19 protein-coding genes are annotated in these 19,954 nt (G+C 65.3%); 10 read left to right on the plus strand and 9 right to left on the minus strand.

Annotated elements, in window-relative coordinates; all coding sequences use genetic code 11:
• Positions 1 to 193: 193 nt before the first annotated feature.
• Positions 194 to 2,341, minus strand: a complete 2,148-nt coding sequence (locus tag ACRECS_RS01260; protein WP_431581139.1) for a transglycosylase domain-containing protein — start codon at positions 2,339 to 2,341, stop codon at positions 194 to 196.
• Between the two features lie 150 nt (positions 2,342 to 2,491).
• On the opposite strand from ACRECS_RS01260, the gene ACRECS_RS01265 reads away from it, so the two are divergent.
• Positions 2,492 to 3,508 carry a LacI family DNA-binding transcriptional regulator gene (locus ACRECS_RS01265; protein WP_431581140.1) on the plus strand — a complete coding sequence of 339 codons (1,017 nt, stop codon included), beginning with the start codon at positions 2,492 to 2,494 and terminating at the stop codon, positions 3,506 to 3,508.
• Between the two features lie 34 nt (positions 3,509 to 3,542).
• Positions 3,543 to 3,959 (plus strand): hypothetical protein, encoded by a 417-nt coding sequence (locus tag ACRECS_RS01270; protein WP_431581141.1) that lies wholly within the window; start codon positions 3,543 to 3,545, stop codon positions 3,957 to 3,959.
• 1 nt (position 3,960) lies between these two features.
• On the opposite strand, the gene ACRECS_RS01275 is transcribed toward ACRECS_RS01270, so the two are convergent.
• From ACRECS_RS01275 to ACRECS_RS01295, 5 genes are all read right to left on the minus strand, one after another.
• On the minus strand, positions 3,961 to 5,007 hold the full coding sequence (locus tag ACRECS_RS01275; protein WP_431581142.1) for a YeiH family protein: 1,047 nt from the start codon (positions 5,005 to 5,007) through the stop codon (positions 3,961 to 3,963).
• A gap of 56 nt (positions 5,008 to 5,063) precedes the next feature.
• Positions 5,064 to 6,317 carry an MFS transporter gene (locus ACRECS_RS01280; protein WP_431581143.1) on the minus strand — a complete coding sequence of 418 codons (1,254 nt, stop codon included), beginning with the start codon at positions 6,315 to 6,317 and terminating at the stop codon, positions 5,064 to 5,066.
• Positions 6,318 to 6,335: 18 nt separating this feature from the next.
• Positions 6,336 to 7,088 (minus strand): phytanoyl-CoA dioxygenase family protein, encoded by a 753-nt coding sequence (locus ACRECS_RS01285; RefSeq protein WP_431581144.1) that lies wholly within the window; start codon positions 7,086 to 7,088, stop codon positions 6,336 to 6,338.
• Positions 7,089 to 7,102: 14 nt separating this feature from the next.
• Positions 7,103 to 9,418: a TonB-dependent receptor gene (locus ACRECS_RS01290; protein WP_431581145.1), complete on the minus strand. Its 2,316-nt coding sequence runs from the start codon at positions 9,416 to 9,418 to the stop codon at positions 7,103 to 7,105.
• A 98-nt stretch (positions 9,419 to 9,516) separates the two neighbouring features.
• On the minus strand, positions 9,517 to 10,593 hold the full coding sequence (locus ACRECS_RS01295; RefSeq protein WP_431581401.1) for a Gfo/Idh/MocA family protein: 1,077 nt from the start codon (positions 10,591 to 10,593) through the stop codon (positions 9,517 to 9,519).
• A gap of 36 nt (positions 10,594 to 10,629) precedes the next feature.
• Here ACRECS_RS01295 and ACRECS_RS01300 point away from each other — a divergent pair, with 36 nt between their 5' ends.
• The 6 genes from ACRECS_RS01300 to ACRECS_RS01325 are packed head-to-tail and all read left to right on the plus strand — an operon-like array spanning position 10,630 to position 15,322.
• Positions 10,630 to 11,538: an aldo/keto reductase gene (locus tag ACRECS_RS01300; RefSeq protein WP_431581402.1), complete on the plus strand. Its 909-nt coding sequence runs from the start codon at positions 10,630 to 10,632 to the stop codon at positions 11,536 to 11,538.
• Complete coding sequence (locus ACRECS_RS01305) at positions 11,535 to 12,611, plus strand: LLM class flavin-dependent oxidoreductase (RefSeq protein ID WP_431581146.1); 1,077 nt, start codon at positions 11,535 to 11,537, stop codon at positions 12,609 to 12,611. Before ACRECS_RS01300 ends, ACRECS_RS01305 begins: the two co-directional genes overlap by 4 nt.
• Before the next feature lie 12 nt (positions 12,612 to 12,623).
• Complete coding sequence (locus tag ACRECS_RS01310; protein ID WP_431581147.1) at positions 12,624 to 13,238, plus strand: NADPH-dependent FMN reductase; 615 nt, start codon at positions 12,624 to 12,626, stop codon at positions 13,236 to 13,238.
• Positions 13,231 to 14,457, plus strand: a complete 1,227-nt coding sequence (locus ACRECS_RS01315) for a molybdopterin-dependent oxidoreductase (RefSeq protein WP_431581148.1) — start codon at positions 13,231 to 13,233, stop codon at positions 14,455 to 14,457. The genes ACRECS_RS01310 and ACRECS_RS01315 overlap by 8 nt, the downstream gene beginning before the upstream one ends.
• Positions 14,457 to 14,873 carry a cytochrome C nitrite reductase gene (locus ACRECS_RS01320; RefSeq protein ID WP_431581149.1) on the plus strand — a complete coding sequence of 139 codons (417 nt, stop codon included), beginning with the start codon at positions 14,457 to 14,459 and terminating at the stop codon, positions 14,871 to 14,873. Before ACRECS_RS01315 ends, ACRECS_RS01320 begins: the two co-directional genes overlap by 1 nt.
• Entirely contained in the window at positions 14,870 to 15,322 is a 453-nt protein-coding gene (locus ACRECS_RS01325; RefSeq protein ID WP_431581150.1) for an SRPBCC family protein, read from the plus strand. The genes ACRECS_RS01320 and ACRECS_RS01325 overlap by 4 nt, the downstream gene beginning before the upstream one ends.
• Here ACRECS_RS01325 and ACRECS_RS01330 read toward each other — a convergent pair.
• Both ACRECS_RS01330 and ACRECS_RS01335 read right to left on the minus strand, forming a co-directional pair.
• On the minus strand, positions 15,312 to 15,809 hold the full coding sequence (locus ACRECS_RS01330; protein WP_431581151.1) for a hypothetical protein: 498 nt from the start codon (positions 15,807 to 15,809) through the stop codon (positions 15,312 to 15,314). The two genes, ACRECS_RS01325 and ACRECS_RS01330, sit on opposite strands and share 11 nt — an antisense overlap.
• A 29-nt stretch (positions 15,810 to 15,838) precedes the next feature.
• The gene (locus tag ACRECS_RS01335; RefSeq protein WP_431581152.1) at positions 15,839 to 16,708 is read right to left on the minus strand and encodes a 3-hydroxybutyryl-CoA dehydrogenase; all 870 of its coding nucleotides are present in this window, start codon (positions 16,706 to 16,708) and stop codon (positions 15,839 to 15,841) included.
• 71 nt (positions 16,709 to 16,779) lie between these two features.
• Between ACRECS_RS01335 and ACRECS_RS01340 the strand changes: the two genes are divergently transcribed.
• Positions 16,780 to 17,799 (plus strand): DUF1176 domain-containing protein, encoded by a 1,020-nt coding sequence (locus tag ACRECS_RS01340; protein ID WP_431581153.1) that lies wholly within the window; start codon positions 16,780 to 16,782, stop codon positions 17,797 to 17,799.
• 114 nt (positions 17,800 to 17,913) lie between these two features.
• Complete coding sequence (locus ACRECS_RS01345) at positions 17,914 to 18,924, plus strand: DUF1176 domain-containing protein (RefSeq protein WP_431581154.1); 1,011 nt, start codon at positions 17,914 to 17,916, stop codon at positions 18,922 to 18,924.
• A 51-nt stretch (positions 18,925 to 18,975) separates the two neighbouring features.
• On the opposite strand, the gene egtD is transcribed toward ACRECS_RS01345, so the two are convergent.
• Positions 18,976 to 19,953, minus strand: a complete 978-nt coding sequence (gene egtD, locus ACRECS_RS01350) for an L-histidine N(alpha)-methyltransferase (protein WP_431581155.1) — start codon at positions 19,951 to 19,953, stop codon at positions 18,976 to 18,978.
• Position 19,954: the final 1 nt, after the last annotated feature.

The following is a 19,954-nucleotide window of genomic DNA, read 5'->3' on the forward strand; positions in this document are numbered from 1 at the left end:
GGGTCCCGTCAACCGTGCCGATAGGGCCGTTCCGAATTAGGTTGACCCACCCCGCCGTTCGCCCTGAGCCTGTCAAAGCCTGTCCTGAGCGCCTGCCTTGCGGGCAGTCGAAGGGGAGCATGGGTAGCGATTGGGCTTCGACAGGCTCAGCCCGAACGGTGGTTGGGCGATTCCAGTCGATCCGACTATTATCCTAGCGCGGATCGAGCGGCGGTTCGTCGGGTGGCGGCTCGTCACCCCGCGGCGCGCGGTCCTCGCGGCGCGGGCGGTCGCTGCGATCGCGGTTCGAGCGGTTGAGCTCGATGCTGCCATCGGGGCCAACGCGCAGGTTGAGGCCAAGCCCGTCGATCGCCTCCTCGATCGGGGCTTCGATCCCGTCCAGCCCGAGCTGGTTGCCGAGATCGACCTCCATCTCGTTATCCGCGGTTTCGGTGACCGGCGCCACGGCCGGGCCGACGTTCAGCGCGCGCATCATGAAGTCGCGCCAGACCCGCGCCGGGATGCCGCCGCCCGACAGGCCGGCATTAGGCTTGTTGTCGTCATTGCCGACCCACACCCCGACCACCAGGTCACCGGCAAAGCCGATGAACAGCGCATCGCGATTATCCTGCGTCGTGCCGGTCTTGCCATAGGTCTTGACCGACAGCGCCGCCTGGCGCCCGGTGCCGGTCTCGGCCGAAGCGGAGAGCAGGTCGAGCATATGGTCGTGCACCGCGCCGGTGAGCGGACGCCCGCCCTGAGTCAGGCTCTGCAGCCAGCTGCGCTCGCCGCTCGGCTCAAGCCCGGAGGCGCGGACCGGATAGCTTTGCGCCGCGACCGCGGCATAGGCCGAGGTCAGTTCGAGCAACGACACGGTCGAGGTGCCGAGCGCGATCGTCGCTTCATTGGCGATCGGGGTCGAAATGCCCAGATCGCGCGCGGCGCGGATGACAGTCTTCACCCCGACCTGCTGGATCAGCCGTGCGGCGGCGACATTGCTCGACTTGGCAAAGGCGCGGCGCAGCGTGATCTCGCCCTCGTACCGGCCATCGCTGTTCTTCGGCGACCAGTCGGCGATGGTGATCGGCTCATCCTCGATCTTAGAATCCGGCGTCAGGCCGCTGCGCATCGCGGCGAGGTAGACGAACAATTTGAACGCCGAACCGGGCTGGCGCCGCGCCTGCACCGCGCGGTTGAACGGGCTGTCGGCATAGGATTTGCCGCCGACCATCGCGACGACCCGGCCATCGGGGCGCATCGCGACCAAAGCGACCTGCGCCTGTTTCAGGCCGGCGCTGCGCACCGCGCGTTCCGCGGCCTTTTGCAGCCGCCGGTCGAGCGTCGTCTTGACCGTGGTCTCGGTCGCGATCTCGCCGGCGCGGTCGCGCGCCTCGGGCAGGACCCAGTCGGCGAAATAGGTACCGTCGGGCAATTGCTTGGTGGTGCTCATCGCCAGCCGTGCCGGCGACACGTCGGCGGCCACTGCCTTGTCGAGGAAACCGCCATCGACCATCGCCCCCACCACCAGCTTTTGCCGGTCGCGCGCGCCCTTCAGATTGACCGTCGGGGCGAGGCGCGACGGCGCCTTGACCAGCCCGGCGAGCATTGCCGCCTGGGCGATCGACAGGTCCTCCGGATCGCGGCTGAAATAATGTTTCGCGGCAGAGCGCAGGCCATAGACATTGTCGCCGAAATAGACGTTCGAGAGATAGCGCGAGAGGATCTCGTTCTTCGACAGCCATGCCTCGAGCCAGAAGGCGATCATCACTTCGCGGATCTTGCGCGCCGCGGTGCGGTCCGAATCGAGGAACGCGTTCTTGGCGAGCTGCTGCGTGATCGTGCTGCCGCCCTGGCTGCGCCCGCTGCTGGTCATATTGTGCCAGAAGGCGCGCGCGATGCCGCGCGGATCGACGCCCCAATGTGATTTGAAGCGCCGGTCCTCGATCGCGAGGAATGCGTTGGTGACGTTGGCGGGCAGTTTCGACGCATCGACCGGGGTACCGATGATCGCCCCGCGCCGTGCGATCGGCGTGCCGTCCTCGGCCAGCAGGGTGATGCTTGGCGGGGTCAGCGGCTCGAGCGACTTGGACAAGGGCGCCGTGATCGCGAGCCAGATCACCGCCAGTACGAACAGGATGATCCCGCCGCCCAGGATGCGCAGCGGCCAGCGCCAGCGCGAGCGCCGGTACGGCACCGGCAGGTTCGAACTATAGCCCTCGCTATTGGGATCCTGGCCGCCATAGCCGTCCGGCGGCGGCAGGCCGTCGGACAGTTCGAGCGGCGACCGGTCCCCGCGAGCGGGCGTGCCGGCGGGACGATTGCCGGACGGCGCAGTGGCCGGATCGAAGGGATAGGGGCGCATCTGGTTCGATCGTTTCCGAGTCAGCCCGCCAGCTTGGCGGAGGACTGTATTACATCGATAGAACAGTGACTGCAAGCGATTGGCCGGGGATGGACGTGAGCAGCCCGGTCGGGCACACCCGATGGCGAAGCGAAACTGCGGAGCGACAAAGTGCGTGCGACCATCAAGGACGTATCCCGCGAAGCGGGGGTCTCGATCAAGACGGTATCGCGCGTCCTCAATAATGAGCGTTATGTCGGTGTGGAGACACGCGCACGGGTGCAAGAGGCGGTCGCGCTGCTCAATTTCCGCCCCAGCACCGCCGCCCGCTCGCTCGCCGGGCGCCGCAGTTTCCAGATCGCGCTGATCTGCGACAATCCAAGCCCTTATTATGTCTATGAAATGCAGTCCGGAATTCGTGATCGCTGCGTGATCGACGGAGTGCGGATGATCGCGCAGCCCTATGACCGCAACTCCGCCACCCTGCTCGATGATGTCGAGAGCCTGGTCGATGCAACCAATGTGGATGGATTAATCCTGACCCCGCCGGTGACCGATTATCCGGCGGTGCTCGACCTGCTCGCGCAGCGCGGCGTGCGCTTCGTGCGCATTTCGCCGGGCGGCGATGTCGACCTGACCTCATCGACCTTCATCGACAATGAGCGCGCAGCGCAGGAGATGACCGCGCATCTGATCGGGCTTGGCCATCGCCGCATCGGCTTTATCGCAGGCCATCCGAGCTATGCCACCAGCACGCAACGGCGGCACGGCTATCTCAAGGCGCTGCAGGCGGCGGGCATCGCATTCGACCCGGCACTGACGGTCGAGGGCAGCTACGACTTCGCCTCGGGCGCCGCCGCCGCCGACATATTGCTGTCGTTGGACATGCCGCCGAGCGCGATCTTCGCGTCGAGCGACGATATGGCGGCCGGTGCCCTGACCGTCGCGCACCGGCGGGGGATCAGCGTGCCGCGGCAATTGTCGGTCGCGGGTTTCGACGATACTGCGCTGGCCGGCTTCGTCTGGCCGCCTTTGACCACGATCCGCCAGCCGACCCGGCAAATGGCCTATCAGGCGGCGGATCTGTTGCTTGCGGGCGAGGATGTGCCGGTGGAGCGCCGCGAGATCGGGTTCGAGCTGGTGGTGCGGGATTCGACCGGGCCGTTTATGGCTGGGACGAAAAGCTGAGCATACGGAATGGAAAATATCGATGAGCTCTGCCATGGCGAAATTCATCAGCTGGCTTTCGACACTTGTCGCCGGCGCCTTTCTTATTCTGCTGTATCTGGACCGGATCGGCCTGCCCGATGCATCGGAGATTCGTAATCTTCGACTCTACGCGTTCGCCGTCCTGGCCTTGTTGGGCGCCGTGTCACTGGGTCTGCAGTGGCGGGCACGCAAAACGGCTCCACCCGTTTTACCGCCTTCGCCCGCCCGTAGCGGCAGCAATGTCGTGGTTGCGACCGGCATTGCCGCTGCGCTCTATTTGGGCGCCAACGCCCATGCCTGGGTTGATTTCATCGCGCCCGCCATCGTCGTGGCGCTGACGATCGCCGTCGCAGGGCTCGTTGTTCATTTCGCTTCGCGGTACGAAGGCGATATCGGCGAGGCGCGCTTCGATACCCGCAATCGCGAATAGGCTATCCCACCAGAACCAGCGCCGCCCCGAGCGCGAGCAGGAACGCGACCAACGTGGCCGCCAGAATCACGAACAGCGGCTTTGGCCCAGCCTCAAGCAATTGCGACAAGGGCGAACGGATCGCGGTCGCGGTCACGGCGGCGGCGAGCAGGCCGGCGGCGATCTGTTCCGCGCCTTTCGCCGCCACCGCCGGGATCACGCCAAACGAATTGATCCCGGCAAGCACGAAGAAACCGACCACGAACCACGGAATGCCCGGCCCCTTCGCGCGCGACGTATCGCCGCGCAGGAACAAAGCGACGATCGCCAGCACTGGCGCGAGCATGGCGACGCGAGTCAGCTTGACGATCGCGGCGATGTCGCCGGCATCCTTGGAATAGGAATAGCCCGCACCCAGCGCCTGGGCGACGTCATGGATCGCCGCGCCGAGCATGAAGCCGGCCTTGAGGTCGCTCATCGCCAGCGCGTGCGCTGCGATCGGGTAGAGCACCATCGCCAGTGCGCTCAGCGCGGAGATACCGACCAGCACCATGGTCAGCTGCGCCTGGCTGGTGCGCTTTTCGCCCAGCGTCGTGGCCAGCGCCATCGCCGCCGACGCCCCGCAGATCGCCACCGCACCCCCGGCGAGCGTGCCGAAGGCGGTATCGAAGCCGAAGCGCCGCGCGGCGAGGATGCCGGCGCCGATGGTCAGCGCGACGATCGCCAGCACGCACAGCAAAGCGACCGGCCCAAGCGCGACGATCTGCCCGAAGGTGATGCGCACCCCGACCAGCACAATGCCCCAGCGCAGCAGCGAGCGCGAGGCAAAGGCGAGCCCCGGGGTGAGGCGCGTATCCGCGCTGAGGAAATTGAGCGCGAGCCCGATGAGCAGCGCCATCAGGGTCAGCGGCGCGCCATAATGATCCGACAGAAAGGCGGCCGCGAGCGTCCCCGCCGCCACGATCGCGAGGCCGGGAAAATAGCCCCGCCAGTTCGATTTGGGCGACGGCTCGATATCGCCATAGAGATCCGCCGCCATCGGCAGGGGTCTTGCTTGTCTCGTCGCCATGCTCGCCCTTATTCGCTTCCGATGAGGCTAGGCCAGTGCCGCCCCGAAATACACTGTCAATGCGGTGCGACCCGTGCCGCTATTCCCATCCCGTCGAGCGGCAGCCGCGGCAGCAGAATCTGGATCGCGATCACCGCCAGCAGATACGAGCCCGCAGCGAACACAAACAGCGGCAGATAGCCGAGCCCGGCGGCGAGCGTCAGCCCCGCGACCTTGGCGATCACCATGCCGCCGATATTGCCGCTGAACGCTCCGAAGCTGGTTACCCGCCCGATCTTTTCCGGGCGCGAGACATCGGCGATCAGCGCAAACAGATTGACCGAGAAAGCCTGGTGCGCGGCCATCACCAAGCCGATCAGCGCCACCGCGAGCGCATAGCTGTTCACCGTGTCGGCAAAGGGCAAAGGCAAAGCGAATAGCGCCGCGACCAGCAACGAGCCTTTGCGTACCTTCTCCACACTATAGCCCTGGCGGATCAGCCGCGACGCGACCGTGCCGGCAATCAGCGAGCCGATCGCGCTGCACGTATAGGCGATCGCCAGCGGCGTGCCGAGCGCAATGCCGGTCAACCCGAAGCTGCGATGGAAGAAATCGGGCATCCAGAACAACATCAGCCACCAGGTCGCATCGGACAGGAATTTGGCGATGGCGATCGCCCAGGTGCGCCGCTCGACAAAGATGCTCCGCGCGATCGTGCCGGTCGCGGTGGCGTTGCTGCGGGTCGGCGCGCCGTCACCGTCGAACTGCACACCCTTTACCGCAAGCAGCCACACACCGGCCCAGACCAGGCCAAGGCCGCCGCCGATGAGGAACGCCGCGCGCCAGCCCCACAACAAGGCGACCGTCGGGATCAACAGCGGCGTGGCGATCGCGCCGAGACTGCCCACGGTATTGACCAGGCCATAGCCGAACGAACGCATCGTCGGCGGGAAGATCACCGCGATGGTCTTGATCGCGGCCGGCGTGCCCATCGCTTCGGTCGCGCCAAGCGCGATGCGGCAGAAGATGAAGCTGGTAAAGCCCCGCGCAAAAGCATGCGCCATCGCCGCGAGACTCCACAGCGCAACGCCGATCGGGTTGGCCCATTTCACCCCGAGCTTGTCGACCGCAAAGCCAGTGAACAGGAACGCCACCGCCGCCGATCCCTGAAACCAGGCAGCGAGCGTGCCATAATCATTGTCGCTCCAGCCCATGTCGCGGGCAATGTCCGGCTTGAGCACGGCGATGATCTGGCGATCGACCAGATTGAGCAAGGTCGCGGTAATCGCCAGCGCGAAGATCACGTTGCGGCGCGCCGGCGACAGGATCATCGGGCTGGCGCCGTCATGCTACGCAAAAGTCACCTGCTCGCCATTCTGCAACAACGCGATGGCGTTGCGGCGCAGTTGCTTCGTGCCGGGATTGAGCATCGCCTCGGGCGTATATTGCGCCAGGAACACGCGCCGCGCGCGATCGGTACGGTTGGCGCCGGTCGCGTGGAGCAACAAGCTGGAGAAAGCGACGATATCGCCAGCCTTGGCCTCGACGATCAGCCCCTCGGTTTCGGCTGGTGCGCCGACCAGGTCGTTGCTCCCCGCCTGGCGCTCATGCGGTACGATGCCGTTCCGGTGGCTGCCCGGCATCAGTCGCACCGTGCCATTCTCGATCGTGGCGTCGTCGAGCGGGCACCAGCAGGTGACATAGGGTGCGTGATCCGCCGGGCCGCCATTGCCGACGACATAGCCCGAATCCTGATGCCATGAGAATGGCAGGCCGCCCTCCGGCCCCTTCACGACGAACTGGTCGAAGAAGAAATAGGCGGTGTCGCCGATCGTCGCCCGGCACACATCGGCCATTGTGTCGCTGAACAGCATCCGCCGGATCGCGGGAGAGACGCGTTGGCATTCATTGGCGAAATAGCGCTTGCCACGGTGGCTGATGCCGATCGTATCGACACCCGCCGCATCCATCCGCGCATCCTCCCGCGCGACGAACGCATCGCATTCGCCGCGCAGCAGAGCGAGCGCCTCACCGGCCAGTGCGCCCTTGAACACGGCATAGCCCTGTTCGGCGAACTGGCGCGCCTGATCCTGATAGTTCATCGCCCAGCCCTCCCTTAATAGTTGAACCGCACCGCGACGCCGAAATAGCGATCGACGTCACGCGGCAGCAGATAGCGATAGCTGCCACCAGGACCGCCGGTAGTGATCAGCGAGGCATAGCTCTTGTCAGTCAGGTTGCGGCCGATGAAATTGACTCGCCACACCCCCTTGGGATCAACCAGCGCGATATTGGCGTCGACCAGCGCATAACCGTCGATGGTAATCGCACGGCGCACGGCGAGATCGGCCGGGGTCACACCGGCCTGGAGCGACGAGACCTGGTCACTGGTCAGCGAGATGTTGCTGCCGATCTCGACATTGGCGAAGCCGCCCGTCTCAATCTTCCAGGTCGCGCCGATATTGCCCTTCCAGGTCGGCGCAAGCGGCAATTGTTCACCGCGGCGGTCGGTCTGCGTGGGCGACGCGTTGGGTGGGATATTGAACCTGTCGATTTGCGCATCGGTATAGGCGATGCCGGCGCTGATGGTGAAATTACGCACCGGCCGGATCACGGATTCGATTTCCACGCCCTTGGTCGACACAGAGCCAGCGTCGGTCAACTGGGTGACGACCGACCCATTCAGAAAGACGAAATTATTAGCCTGGAAATGGTCGTACTTGGCGTAGAAAACCGCGGTGTTGAGCGTGAAGCTGCCATCGGCGGTCTTGAACTTGGTGCCGAGTTCATAGGCGTTCGACGTCTCCGCCGCGATTGGCGCGAGCTGATTGTCGTTCTGGTTGAAGAAGACATTGAACGCCGGGCCCTTATAGCCCTGGCTGAAGGTCGCATAGGCCATCAGCCTATTGGTGATGTCCGCCTGGACGCCGAGCTTGCCGGAGAAATCGCTCTGGCTGGTCTTCAGCCGATAATTTGCTGCCGCCCCGACCAGGCCCGGTCCGATGCCGGTTGCGGCTGAACGAACATTGAAGGCGCTGATATTGTCATGGGTGAAGCGTCCACCCACGATCAGCCGCAACCAATCGGTCGCGCGCACGGTGACGTTGCCGTACGCCGCCACATTCTCGATCGTCGATCCGAAATTCCCCACCGCGCTGGGGAAGGCCAGCGTCGAGGAGCCGGGCGCACAAGGAAAGAGCCCTGAAACCGGCGGCAAAGTGGTCGCCGAGCAGACGATGTCGTCGCGCTCGAAGGTTCGCTCCTGCTTCGCCTTGTAGTAGAATCCACCCAGGACATACTCGACCGTCTGGTTACCAGGCGAAGCGAGGCGGACTTCCTGAGTGAAGGTGGTCGAGGGCTGCGGCCCGAAATCGTCAAGCTGGTTGCCGCCAGGGATATTATAGACCTTGTCGATGAAATCGCCGTCGCGGATGCCGTAATTCTTGTAGTCGCGATAGGCGGTGATCGAGGTCAGCGTACCGGCCGACCCGACATCGAGATCGGCCTGAAGCGAGGCACCCCAGCTCGTCTCGCGCGTCTCGGTCAACGTGTTCTGACGGATCTCACGGGTCTTTTCCTTGTCCAACTTGATGCCGCTGAGCGATCCGGCCAGCCCGTTGCCGGGAACCGTACCGATCACCTCGGCGCAGCAATCGGCATTGGTGCGGCGCCAGTCGCCGATCAGGGTGAAGGTCAGCGCGTCGGTCGCCTCGGCGACGATCATGCCGCGTATGCCGTAGCGCTCATAGCCATTGACCGTGCGGTTGAGCGTGACGTTACGCACCGTGCCGTCGAAATTGGCATAGGTGCCGGTGAACCGGCTGCTGATCCCTTTGCCGAGCGGGATGTCGATCGCTGCCTTGAGCTTATATTCGTCGTCGGTGGTCGCCTGCGCCTCGACATAGCCGCCGAAACGGTCGCCCGGTCTTTTGGTGACGATATTGACCACGCCTGCCGAGGAATTCTTGCCGAACAGGGTGCCCTGCGGCCCGCGCAATACCTCGATCCGCTCGACATCGTAGAGGTCGCCGAATGCCTCGCCGGAGCGCGCATAGGTCACGCCGTCGACGACGAAGCCGACGCTCGGTTCGGCGGCGATCGAAAAGTTGATCGTACCGACGCCGCGCAGGAACAGCGACGAATCGATCGTCGTCGCGCTTTCCTTGAAATTGAGGCTGGGAACAAGCTGCTGCAGCGACTGGACGTTGACGCCGCCGCGCGCCTCGAACTGCTCGCCACTCACCACGCTGATCGCGGCCGGGACCTTTTGCAGATTCTCCGAACGCTTCTGCGCGGTGACGATGATGTCGCCCGCATCCACGGTGTCGGCCGTGGCGGTCTCTTCTGCGGCGGCGGTATCCTGCGCGAACGCGGGCGTCGCGGCGATCAACGCGAGAAGCGCCGCGCCAGACAGATGGAAAGCTCGCTTCATAATTCCTCCCTCAATTCCCATTCGATTGGTGGGTATTATCGTTATTGGCCCGTTCTGACAGCGTAATCAGACTAGGCGGTCGTAAAGTTCGGCTTGGGTCAGAAACCCAGTTCGCTCATCTCCACCACGCGGTGCTCGCGGGCGCTTATTTCGGCCGCCGCGCCGATCGCGACCGCCATCATCCCATCATGCGCGCTGACCTCGACCGGGGCCGCACCGCGCACCGCGGCATTGAATTTCTGATGCTGGTAAAAGGTCGAGCCGTGATGGCTGCCGGCGTTGAGCGCGGCTTCGTCGACCGCGACCAGGCGGCGTTCGGCCCGCTTCGGATTCATGAAGCCGACGCGCGGTGAATAGATGATCGCCCCGTCGGGGATCAGCACCTCGAGCCGCGCCTGGTCGCCGACCGCCGCGATCTCCTCCTGATTCTCCGCGCCATCGGCGAACATCGACAGATCGAGCATGGCACGCACGCCATTGTCGAAATCGACCGTCGTATAACTGTTGTCGATGATGTCGGGCCGCTCGCCGGCATAATCCTCATCGAGATGGTTCACGTCCATCGCGCCCGAACAATAGACCCGCACTGCCTCCGCGCCGGTGATCAGCCGCATCAGATCGAAGAAATGGCAGCATTTTTCGACCATCGTTCCGCCGGTGTTGCGGCTGAAGCGATTCCAGTCGCCGACCTTGGGCAAGAAGGGAAAGCGATGTTCACGGATCGAGAGCATCTGCAACCGGCCGATCCGCCCGCCCTTCACCTCGGCGATGAACTCGGCGGCCGGCGGCATGAAGCGATATTCCATCGCGGTCCAGAACACCTTGCCGCTCTGCGCCGCGCGATCGACGATCCAGCGCGCATCCTCGATTCGAGTGGCGACCGGCTTTTCGCACAGGAGGTGCAGGCCGGCATCGAACAGCGGCACCAGCACCTCGCGATGGGTGTGATTGGGGCTGGCGACGATCACCGCGTCGCACATCCCGCTCGCCGCCAGCGCCGCGGCATCGTCGAACAGCGCCACGCCGTCAGCGCGATCTTGCAGCGCGTTCTTCGCCCAGTCGAGCGATTGCCGGGTCGGATCGGCCAGCGCCGTCACCACCGCGCCAGGCGTGATCGCGAGGTTGTTGATGTGCTCGACGCCCATCATACCGGCGCCCACCAGACCATAACGCACTTGCTCTACCACGAGGATCGATCCTATATGACAACGATGTCTGAAATCATGCTTACACCCGATTCCCGCCCGCTCGGCAAGAGCGGATTGATGGTCAGCCCGATTGCCTGGGGGATGTGGCGCTTCGGCCACTCCACCGCAAAGGAGGGACGCGGGCTGATCGACGCGGCGTTTTCGGCCGGGGTCACCTTGTTCGACACCGCCGATATCTATGGCTTCAACGGCACAAACGGGTTCGGCGATGCCGAGGCGTTGCTCGGACAGATCTTCGCCGCCTCGCCGGGCCTGCGCGAACGCATGGTGCTGGCGACCAAGGGCGGCATCACCCCGCCGGTGCCGTATAATTCCAGCGCCGCTTATCTTTCGGAGGCGCTCGACGCGTCGCTCAAGCGGCTGCGGGTCGAGCAGGTCGATCTCTACCAGATCCATCGCCCCGACATTCTGGCGCATCCGCAGGAAGTAGCGCGCGCGCTGGAGGATATGGTCGCATCGGGCAAAGTCCGGGCGATCGGCGTGTCCAATTATACCGTTGCGCAGACCGTGGCGCTGGCCAGCTTGCTGACCATACCGCTGGCCAGCCATCAGCCGGAATTTTCGCCGCTTGAGCTTGAGCCGATCACCGGCGGCCTGCTCGACCTGGCGATGGAGCGCGACATCGCCATCCTCGCCTGGTCGCCGCTTGGCGGCGGCCGAATCGGCGATCCGCAAGACAAGCGCAGCCGCGCTGTCGCTGCCGCGCTCGATACGGTCGCGGCCGAGGCCGGGGTCGATCGCGCCGCCGCCGCCTATAGTTGGGTGATGGCGCACCCGGCGCGCGCGATTCCGATCGTCGGCACGCAGAATGCCGATCGCATCGCCATGATCGGCGATGCCTTCAAGCCGCGCTGGACGCGCAAGGCTTGGTACGACGTGCTGATCGCGTCACGGGGAGAAAGACTGCCATGACGACCGATGCGACGCGCAGGGGCGCGTGCGAGATCAGCTGGTTCTCGGCCCTGTGCGACGATGATTATGAATTTCTCGGCGTGCCCGATGCCAAGCTCCGGTCGAGCTGGGAGCATTGCCGCGATATCGTGGTGCAGGCGGAAACCGGCGGGTTCGACAATATCCTGCTGCCGTCGGGCTATGCGCTGGGCATCGACACCACCGCCTTCGCTGCGGCGATCGCCACTGCGACGAGCCGGATCAACCTGCTGATGGCGGTGCGCATCGGCGAAACCTGGCCGCCGCAACTCGCGCGCCAGATCGCGACGATCGACCGGATGTCGGGCGGCAGGCTGAAGGTCAACATCATCTCCTCCGACATGCCCGGCGAGACGATGGCCTCGGCGCCGCGCTATGCCCGCACGGTCGAGGCGATGCAGATCCTGAAGACGCTGCTCAATGGCGAGCCGCTCGACCATGACGGCGAGTTCTGGAAGTTGAAGCTCGCCCCGCCAAGCATCGGCACCGTGTCGGGCAAGGCGCCTTTGCTCTATTTTGGCGGCTTGTCCGAGGATGCGCGCGACGCCGCCGCCCGGGGCTGCGACGTGTTCCTGATGTGGCCCGACAAGCAGGAAACCGTCGCCGCGATCATCGCCGATATGAAGGACCGCGCGGCACAATATGGCCGCGCCTTGCGGTTCGGCTACCGCGCGCATGTCATCGTGCGCGAAACCGAGGCCGAGGCGCGCATCGCTGCCGAACGGCTGCTGTCGAAGCTCGATGCTGCGGAAGGGGCGGCGATCCGCGCCAAATCGCTCGATTCCACGTCGACCGGCGTCGCCGCCCAGGCGGCTTTACGTGAGAATGCCGCGGACGACGGCTATGCCGAACCCAATTTGTGGACTGGCGTCGGCCGCGCGCGGTCCGGCTGCGGCGCCGCGATCGTTGGCGATCCCGACCAGGTGCTGGCCAAGCTCAACGCCTATCGCGACATGGGCATTGAGGCATTCATCCTGTCGGGCTATCCCCATGCGGCCGAAGCGGATTTGTTTGCGCGCCACGTCTTGCCGCGGATCGATCACGCACCGCTCTAAAAGGTTTCCCGAATGGCTGATGCCGATGCCCGTGCCGATGCTCCTCTCGTCGTCGGAATCGGCGGGACGATCGGCGGCATCTCCTCGACCGAGCGTGCGCTGCGCATCGCGCTCGACGCGGCCGGACGCGAGGGAGGGTTCCGTACCCGCATGTTCGGCGGCGCCGACATGGCGCGGCTGCCGCTGTATGACCCGCGCGCCACGACCCGCACGCCAGACGAGATCGAGTTTGTCGAAACGATCCGCCAGGCGTCGGCACTGATCATCGCCAGCCCGGGTTATCACGGCAGCATTTCGGGCGTGGTCAAGAATGCGCTCGACTTGCTCGAGGAAACCGCGCGCGATGTGGAACGCCCCTATCTCGCCGACATGCCGGTCGGCCTGATCGCCACTGCCTATGGCTGGCAGGCGACGGGCAGCACGATCGCCGCCTTGCGCTCGATCGTGCATGCGCTGCGCGGCTGGCCGACGCCCTTTGCCGCCGCGATCAACAGCCAGCTGACCAAGTTCGATGAGGAAGGCGGCGCGAGCGAGCCCGCCGTGGTCGAGCAACTCTGCATGGTCGGCCGGCAGGTCGCGCGCTTTGCGCCCCTGGCGAAGCAGATGTCGCTGCGCACCAATGGCTGAGCTGAATCGCCGCCGCGCGCTTGGCCTGATCGGGCTCAGCGGTGCCGGCCTGGCGACCGCGCCGGTCTGGGCCCAGAAGATTCTGACGGGGCCCCTGGCCGATCTCGGCCTGCCCGGCGGCAATGGCAGCCGTCCGCTGACCACTGCCTTTCCCGGCAAGGGCAGCATGATTCTGCAGCGCGGCCGCGCGCCCTTGCTCGAAACGCCGCTGGAGGCGTTCGACGGCAATGTCTTCACGCCCAATGACCGGTTCTTCGTGCGCTGGCATTATGACGACATTCCGACCTCGGTCGATGTCACGCGCTTTCGCCTCAAGGTCGGCGGGGCGGTACGCCAGCCCCTCGCCTTGTCGCTTGCCGACCTGCTTGCCATGCCGCGGGTCGAGATCGCCGCGATCAATCAATGCTCAGGCAATTCGCGTGGCCATTTCTCCCCCCGCGTGCCCGGCGCGCAGTGGAGCAATGGCGCGATCGGCAATGCGAAATGGTCCGGCGTGCGATTGAAGGACGTGCTCGACCGCGCCGGTGTCGCACCGGGCGCAGTCGCGGTTCGGCTCGGCGGGCTCGACAAGCCGCCGCCCGGCGCGCCTGCATTCGAGAAGTCGCTCGCGCTCGACCATGCGCGCGACGGCGAGGTGATGATCGCGTTCCAGATGAACGGCGACCAATTGCCGATGCTCAACGGCTTTCCAATCCGGCTGGTTGTGCCCGGCTGGTATTCGACCTATTGGATCAAGGCGCTCGACCGGATCGAGGTGCTGACCGCGCCCGATACCGGATACTGGATGGACAAGGCGTACCGCATCCCGACCGCGCCCCGCGCCAGTGTCGCGCCGGGTGCGAAGGATTTCGCGACGGTACCGATCAACCACATGGTACCGCGGGCGTTCATCACCAACATGGCGGACGGGGCGAGCGTGATCGCGCATTCGCCTTTCTTCGTGCGCGGCCTCGCGATGGGCGGTGCGTCAGGTGTGGCGCGGGTCGACTTGTCGATGGATGGCGGGGCGAGCTGGCATGCCGCCCCGCTCGGCGCCGATGAAGGCAAATACAGCTTCCGGTTGTGGAACGCGACGATTCCCGCGCTGAAGCCTGGCGGCTATCGCCTCGCGGTACGCTGCACCAACAGCAATGGCGAGACTCAGGTCGCCGACCCGATCTGGAATCCGAGCGGCTTCATGCGCAGCGCGATCGAATCGATCGCGGTCAGGGTCGCGTGATGCAATCGATCGGTTTCAAGGTCGCCATGGCTTCATTGCTCGCCTTTGCGATCCTGACGGCGGCATGGAATTTCCTGATTGCCCGGGTCGATCCGGTCGCTACGCCGGCGGCAGTTGCCAAGGGTCCCTCGGTCTCGGCCGGCGGCATCACGCTCACCTCGGCATCGATTGCCTTGCCCGATGCGACCGCCAGCTTGCCCGAGGGGCCGGCGGGCGAGCTGGTCACGCGCAACTGCACCGCGTGCCATTCGGTCGAGATGATCACCACCCAACCGCATCTGGCGCCGGAGAAATGGCAGGCGACAGTCGAGAAGATGCGCACGGTTTACAAAGCGCCGATCGCGCCGGGCGACGACGAGGCGCTGGTCGCCGCGCTGGTCTCCTTCCAGCAACCCGGCAAAGTCGCCGCCAGGTGACGATCCGCTGGCCGGACGGTTTCGCGCCGACGGACAGCCCGGTCCATGTCGTCAACCGCATCGAGGCCGCGACCGATCCGGCAATCGTCTGGCGGCGCCTGATCCGCGCCGCCGACTGGCCGACCTTCTACGTCAATGCCAGCAAAGTGAAGATCGAGGGCGGCGGCGCCGACCTCTTCGCGGATGCGCGTTTCACCTGGAACACGTTCGGCGTCGCGCTGAAGACGCGAGTGACCGAGTTCGAACCCGAAACACGCATCGCCTGGCTCGCCGAATCCCCCGGCGTACGCGCCTATCACGCCTGGCTGATCACCGCGCGTGACGACGGCGGCTGCACCATCCTGACCGAGGAAACCCAGCACGGCCTTGTCGCCCGCGCCGGCCGCCTGCTCTTCCCGCGCCGGATGGAGCATTGGCACCAGAAATGGCTCGAAGCGCTTAGCGCTTGAGCGGCGGTTTCTCTGGCGTGGAGAGTTTGTCGTCCAGCGCCCGCCCGCCAAGATGGCGGCTCGACTGATGGACCAGGTCGATCCAGTTGCGCAGCGTGGAGCGGGAAGCACCAGTCATGACGCCTCCCGCCGAATAGGTCAGCTGGCCCATATCGTTGACCCAGACCTTGATCAGGTCGTAATCGACATTCATCCGGGCAACCCAGTCGGCCGGAGGCTTCGTCACATTGTAGAATGCCCCCACTAGCGTGACGTACAAGCATCCCTTTCCGTTGGCGCATCCGCCGAGGATGATGCTGAGCGTGTGGCCTTGGCCAAGCTGAATCCTGGTCATCGCGGTTTCGCCTGTGACGTCGAATTTGGTGGGCGCATAGCCCATGTCGCGCAATTGCTGCTCGAAGACGCTGGGGTCGCTCGCGTCAATCAGTGCCTCGGACGGCGCCCCCGCGCCAAGCAGCGCAAGCGCGAAAAGCAGGGGATGGGCCACCGGCTATTCCTTTCCGACCAGGTGAAATCTCAGCGCGTCGGCACGGGCTCATCGCCGGAATAATCGTAGAAGCCACGCCCGGTCTTGCGGCCGTACCAGCCGGCCTCGACATATTTGACCAGCACCGGTGCCGGGCGAAACTTGGGATCGCCGGTGCCCTCGAACAGCACGCGGGTGATTTCCAGGCAGGTGTCGAGGCCAATGAAGTCAGCCAATGTCAGCGGGCCCATCGGATGATTGAGGCCAAGCTGGCAGGCGAGGTCGATGTCGCGGATCGTCGCGACGCCCTCACCGAGCGCAAAGCACGCTTCGTTGAGCATCGGCATCAGCACGCGGTTGACGATGAAGCCCGGCGCATCATTGGCGCGCACCACCTGCTTGCCCAGCGCCTTGGCATAGGTCTCGATCAGCGCGACGGTGCTGTCCGCTGTGGCGAGCCCGCGAATGACCTCGATCAGGCCCATCACCGGGACGGGATTGAAGAAATGCACGCCGATGAAGCGCTTCGGGTCGGGCGAAGATTGCGCGAGGCGCGTGATCGGGATCGATGAGGTGTTCGACGCGAGCACCGCCTGATGCCCGAGCACTTTGCCGATCTCGGCGAAGATGCTGCGCTTGATCTCCTCGCGCTCGGTCGCCGCCTCGATCACCAGGCCGCAGGACGACATGCCCTGCACGCCCTCTACGGTCTCGATCCGCGCCAGCGCCTGGTCGCGCGCGGCACCGTCGATCTTCTCCTTCGACACCAGCCGGTCGAGCGCCTTGGCGATGCCGAGCTTCCCCGCGTCCGCACGGTCCTTCGACACATCGGTGAGCAGCACGTGATAGCCTGCCTGCGCCGATACCTGCGCGATCCCCGCACCCATCTGCCCTGCCCCGATCACGCCTATCGATTGCATCGCTTCGCTCCGTCCAGCTTCATGTCGCATCGCTCCTATCGACTTGGACGGCGTTGAGCTAGGACGCCAGCATGATCCTTTCGCTGCTTTTGTTTGCCGCGGGGGCCGAGCCCGCCGCACCCCGGCCCGGTTCGATCAAGACCTTTGGCGACTGGGCGGTCGCGTGCGACAATGTCCATGCATGCGAGATGACCTCGCTCATCCCGACCCAGGAAATGGTCGATGGCACTGATAGCGGCGGCTATTTCTCGATCGCGCGCGCGGCGGGGCCGGATGGCGGTTTCGTGTTCGATATCTCGACCAACGGCAATCATGACGGCGCAGCGACGATCCGCATCGACGGCAGGGCCATCGCTGGCGGCACGATCGCCAAGGATTCTCTGACGCTGACCGGTGCCAAGGTGGCCGCGATCGTCGCAGCGCTGGCCAACGGCAAAAGGCTCAGCCTGACCAATGCCGCCGGCACTGAGTTCGCGCATGCATCGCTCGCCGGATCGTCCGCTGCCTTGCGCTTCATCGACGCCGATCAGGGCCGCGCCGGCGGCGTCACCGCGACCGTGGCCAAAGGCAGCAAGCCGGCCAACGCAGTACCCGCCGCCCTGCCGCTACCGCGTATCCGCTCGCTCCCGGCATCGGGAAAAGCGGCGGCGATCACGCCGGCCTTGCTCAAGCAGATGGTCGACCTGTCGGGCTGCGACGCGGAGGACACTCAGGTCAGTGACCCGATCAAGGGCGACGCGCTGGCCGGCGGCAAGACGCTGGTGCTGATGCCATGCGGCAGCGGCGCGTATAATTTTTCCACCGTCGCGGTGATCGTGTCGGGCGGCAAGCCGGCGCTTGCCCGGTTCGACTTTCAACCCGGCGGGATCGAAGCGATGGGCACATCGACCCTGATCAACGCCGCATGGGATGCAAAGACCGCCCGGCTGCAAAGCTATGGCAAGCAGCGCGGCATCGGCGATTGCGGGACAAGCGAGGACTATGCCTGGGACGGCGAGATGTTCCGCCTCATCGAGGCACGGCGGATGGATGAATGCCAGGGGTCGGTCAACTGGCTCGCGGTGTGGCGGGCGACACCGGTGAGGCCCTGAATACCCCGTCGCGCGGAACACCCGTCATATCGTCTTTTTGCCGCGGCCGTTCGTTTTGGCATTGTTCAATTTCACTCACCTATCCCATAGCCGCCGGATGATGGGAGAGGTTCGATGCTGACGTTCGCCGTGCTCGCGCTGGCCGCCACCCCGCTTCCAGCCCCTCTCACGCCACGCCCGGGTGAGCTCAAGAGTTTCAAGGATTGGGCGACTGCCTGCGACAACGGCAATAGCTGCAGCATCGCGTCGCTCGCGCCGATCGGCGGCGCGACGCCCGATGCGACGCTGAACCTGATCCGCGATGCCGGACCGGAAGGCGGGCTGCGCATCATTCTCTCCGCGATCGGTGACGCTGCGGTCCCGGCGGGCCTGTCGGTCGACGGCAAATCGGTCGGCAGCGCATTCCGGCCCATGGCTCGCGGTGCGACGCTCGACGGGGCGGGAGCGATGGCAGTCGCCGCGCTGCTCGGCAACAGCAAGACGCTGGTCGTGACCGATGCCGGGGGCAATCGCATCGCGACACTGTCGCCGAACGGCCTTGCCGCCGCACTGCGCCATATCGACACCGCGCAGGGCCGGGACGGCGGCGTCACTGCGCTGGTCGCCAGGGGCGCGAAGCCGGCAAGCGCAGTGCCTGCCGCGCCAATCCTGCCGATCATCGTCGCGATGCGGCCGGCCGGCCAGGCGGCGCGCCCGACGGCACCGCAGATCGCCGCGCTCGCCCGCTCGGCGAAATGCAATGTCGATCCCACAATTCCAGGCAAGGCGGACGCCTTTGCCCTCGGCGCGGGCATGGCGCTGGTTCTGGTCCAGTGCGTCGCGGCAGTCTATAATGTCTCCTCGGCGGTGTTCGTCATCGACAATGGCAAGCCCCGCCCCGCACGCTTCGATGCGCCACCCGGTTCGGGCGAAGCATCGATCGTGCCGTTGGTGCTCAATGCCAAATACAAGGCGGGGACGCTGACCAGTTACGCCAAGGCGCGCGGCCTGGCCGATTGCGGGACCGCGCAAAGCTTTGTGTGGGACGGCACGAAATTCCGCCTCAGCGCACAATCTGAAATGGACGACTGCCGCGGCAATCCCAATTTCATCACCACCTGGCGGGCGCGCGTGACGCGCCCCTAATTCCCATTGGCTTAATTCCTATTGGCCTAATTCCTATTGGCCTGATTTTCGTCACGGCGCGAGGCGCGGCGGCTGCGCTTCGGCCAGGATCACCGCGAACAGCCCGGCGGGATCGGTCCATTCGGCGATTGGCGTCCAGCCACCACTGCGCAACAGGATGCGGGCATCGCGCGGACCGTATTTGTGGCTGTTCTCGGTGTGGATCGTTTCGCCCGCACCAATCGAGAAAGGCCGCCCCTCGATCGTGAAGTCGAGATCGTCCTGCGCCTCAAGATGCATTTCGATCCGCGCGCGATCGTCGTTCCACAGCGCGCGGTGGCGGAAACGGTCGACCGGGATGGTCGCGCCAAGCTCGCGGTTGATGCGTTCGAGCAGGTTCAGGTTGAACCCCGCCGTCACGCCGGCCGCGTCGTCATAGGCCGCGACCAGCGTGTCCGCATCCTTCACCCGGTCCATGCCGATCAACAGCATCGCCCCCTCGCCGAGCGACTGTTTCATTGCCCGCAGCAGGTCGACCGAAGCGTGCGGGATCATGTTGCCGATGGTCGAGCCGGGAAAGAAACCGAGCTTGGGCAGACCGGCGACCTGCGCCGGCAGTGCGATCGGGTGGAGGAAATCCGCCTCGACCGGCAACACGGGCAGGCCGGGAAAGGCAGATGCAAGCCCCGCGGAAGAGTCGCGCAGGAAATCGCCCGAAATATCGATCGGCACATAGGCGGCGGGCGCCACCGCGCTGAGCAGGATCGGCGTCTTGGTCGAGGAGCCGGAGCCGAATTCGACCACCGCGCGGCCCTCGCCCGCGAGCGCTGCGACCTGCGGCGTTATGTCGCGCAGGATCGCGGTCTCGGTCCGGGTCGGATAATATTCGGGCAGGTCGGTGATCGCCTCGAACAATTCCGAGCCGCGCCGGTCGTAGAACCAGCGCGCCGGAATCGCGCGCGGCTGCATCGCAAAGCCACGCAGCACATCGGCACGGAACGCCGGGTCGGCCAGGGTGACGTCGCCATCCTCGATCTCGCGCTTGAGCATG

The organism is Sphingomonas sp., from assembly GCF_050725575.1.
Taxonomy (GTDB): Bacteria; Pseudomonadota; Alphaproteobacteria; order Sphingomonadales; family Sphingomonadaceae; genus Sphingomonas.

Coding starts and splice junctions, on each gene's coding strand:
- ACRECS_RS01260 (WP_431581139.1), bottom strand. CDS start 2,341: ATGCGCCCCTATCCCTTCGATCCGGCCACTGCGCCGTCCGGCAATCGT.
- ACRECS_RS01270 (WP_431581141.1), top strand. CDS start 3,543: ATGGCGAAATTCATCAGCTGGCTTTCGACACTTGTCGCCGGCGCCTTT.
- ACRECS_RS01275 (WP_431581142.1), bottom strand. CDS start 5,007: ATGGCGACGAGACAAGCAAGACCCCTGCCGATGGCGGCGGATCTCTAT.
- ACRECS_RS01280 (WP_431581143.1), bottom strand. CDS start 6,317: ATGATCCTGTCGCCGGCGCGCCGCAACGTGATCTTCGCGCTGGCGATT.
- ACRECS_RS01285 (WP_431581144.1), bottom strand. CDS start 7,088: ATGAACTATCAGGATCAGGCGCGCCAGTTCGCCGAACAGGGCTATGCC.
- ACRECS_RS01290 (WP_431581145.1), bottom strand. CDS start 9,418: ATGAAGCGAGCTTTCCATCTGTCTGGCGCGGCGCTTCTCGCGTTGATC.
- ACRECS_RS01300 (WP_431581402.1), top strand. CDS start 10,630: ATGTCTGAAATCATGCTTACACCCGATTCCCGCCCGCTCGGCAAGAGC.
- ACRECS_RS01305 (WP_431581146.1), top strand. CDS start 11,535: ATGACGACCGATGCGACGCGCAGGGGCGCGTGCGAGATCAGCTGGTTC.
- ACRECS_RS01310 (WP_431581147.1), top strand. CDS start 12,624: ATGGCTGATGCCGATGCCCGTGCCGATGCTCCTCTCGTCGTCGGAATC.
- ACRECS_RS01315 (WP_431581148.1), top strand. CDS start 13,231: ATGGCTGAGCTGAATCGCCGCCGCGCGCTTGGCCTGATCGGGCTCAGC.
- ACRECS_RS01320 (WP_431581149.1), top strand. CDS start 14,457: ATGCAATCGATCGGTTTCAAGGTCGCCATGGCTTCATTGCTCGCCTTT.
- ACRECS_RS01335 (WP_431581152.1), bottom strand. CDS start 16,708: ATGCAATCGATAGGCGTGATCGGGGCAGGGCAGATGGGTGCGGGGATC.
- ACRECS_RS01340 (WP_431581153.1), top strand. CDS start 16,780: ATGATCCTTTCGCTGCTTTTGTTTGCCGCGGGGGCCGAGCCCGCCGCA.
- ACRECS_RS01345 (WP_431581154.1), top strand. CDS start 17,914: ATGCTGACGTTCGCCGTGCTCGCGCTGGCCGCCACCCCGCTTCCAGCC.
- egtD (WP_431581155.1), bottom strand. CDS start 19,953: ATGCTCAAGCGCGAGATCGAGGATGGCGACGTCACCCTGGCCGACCCG.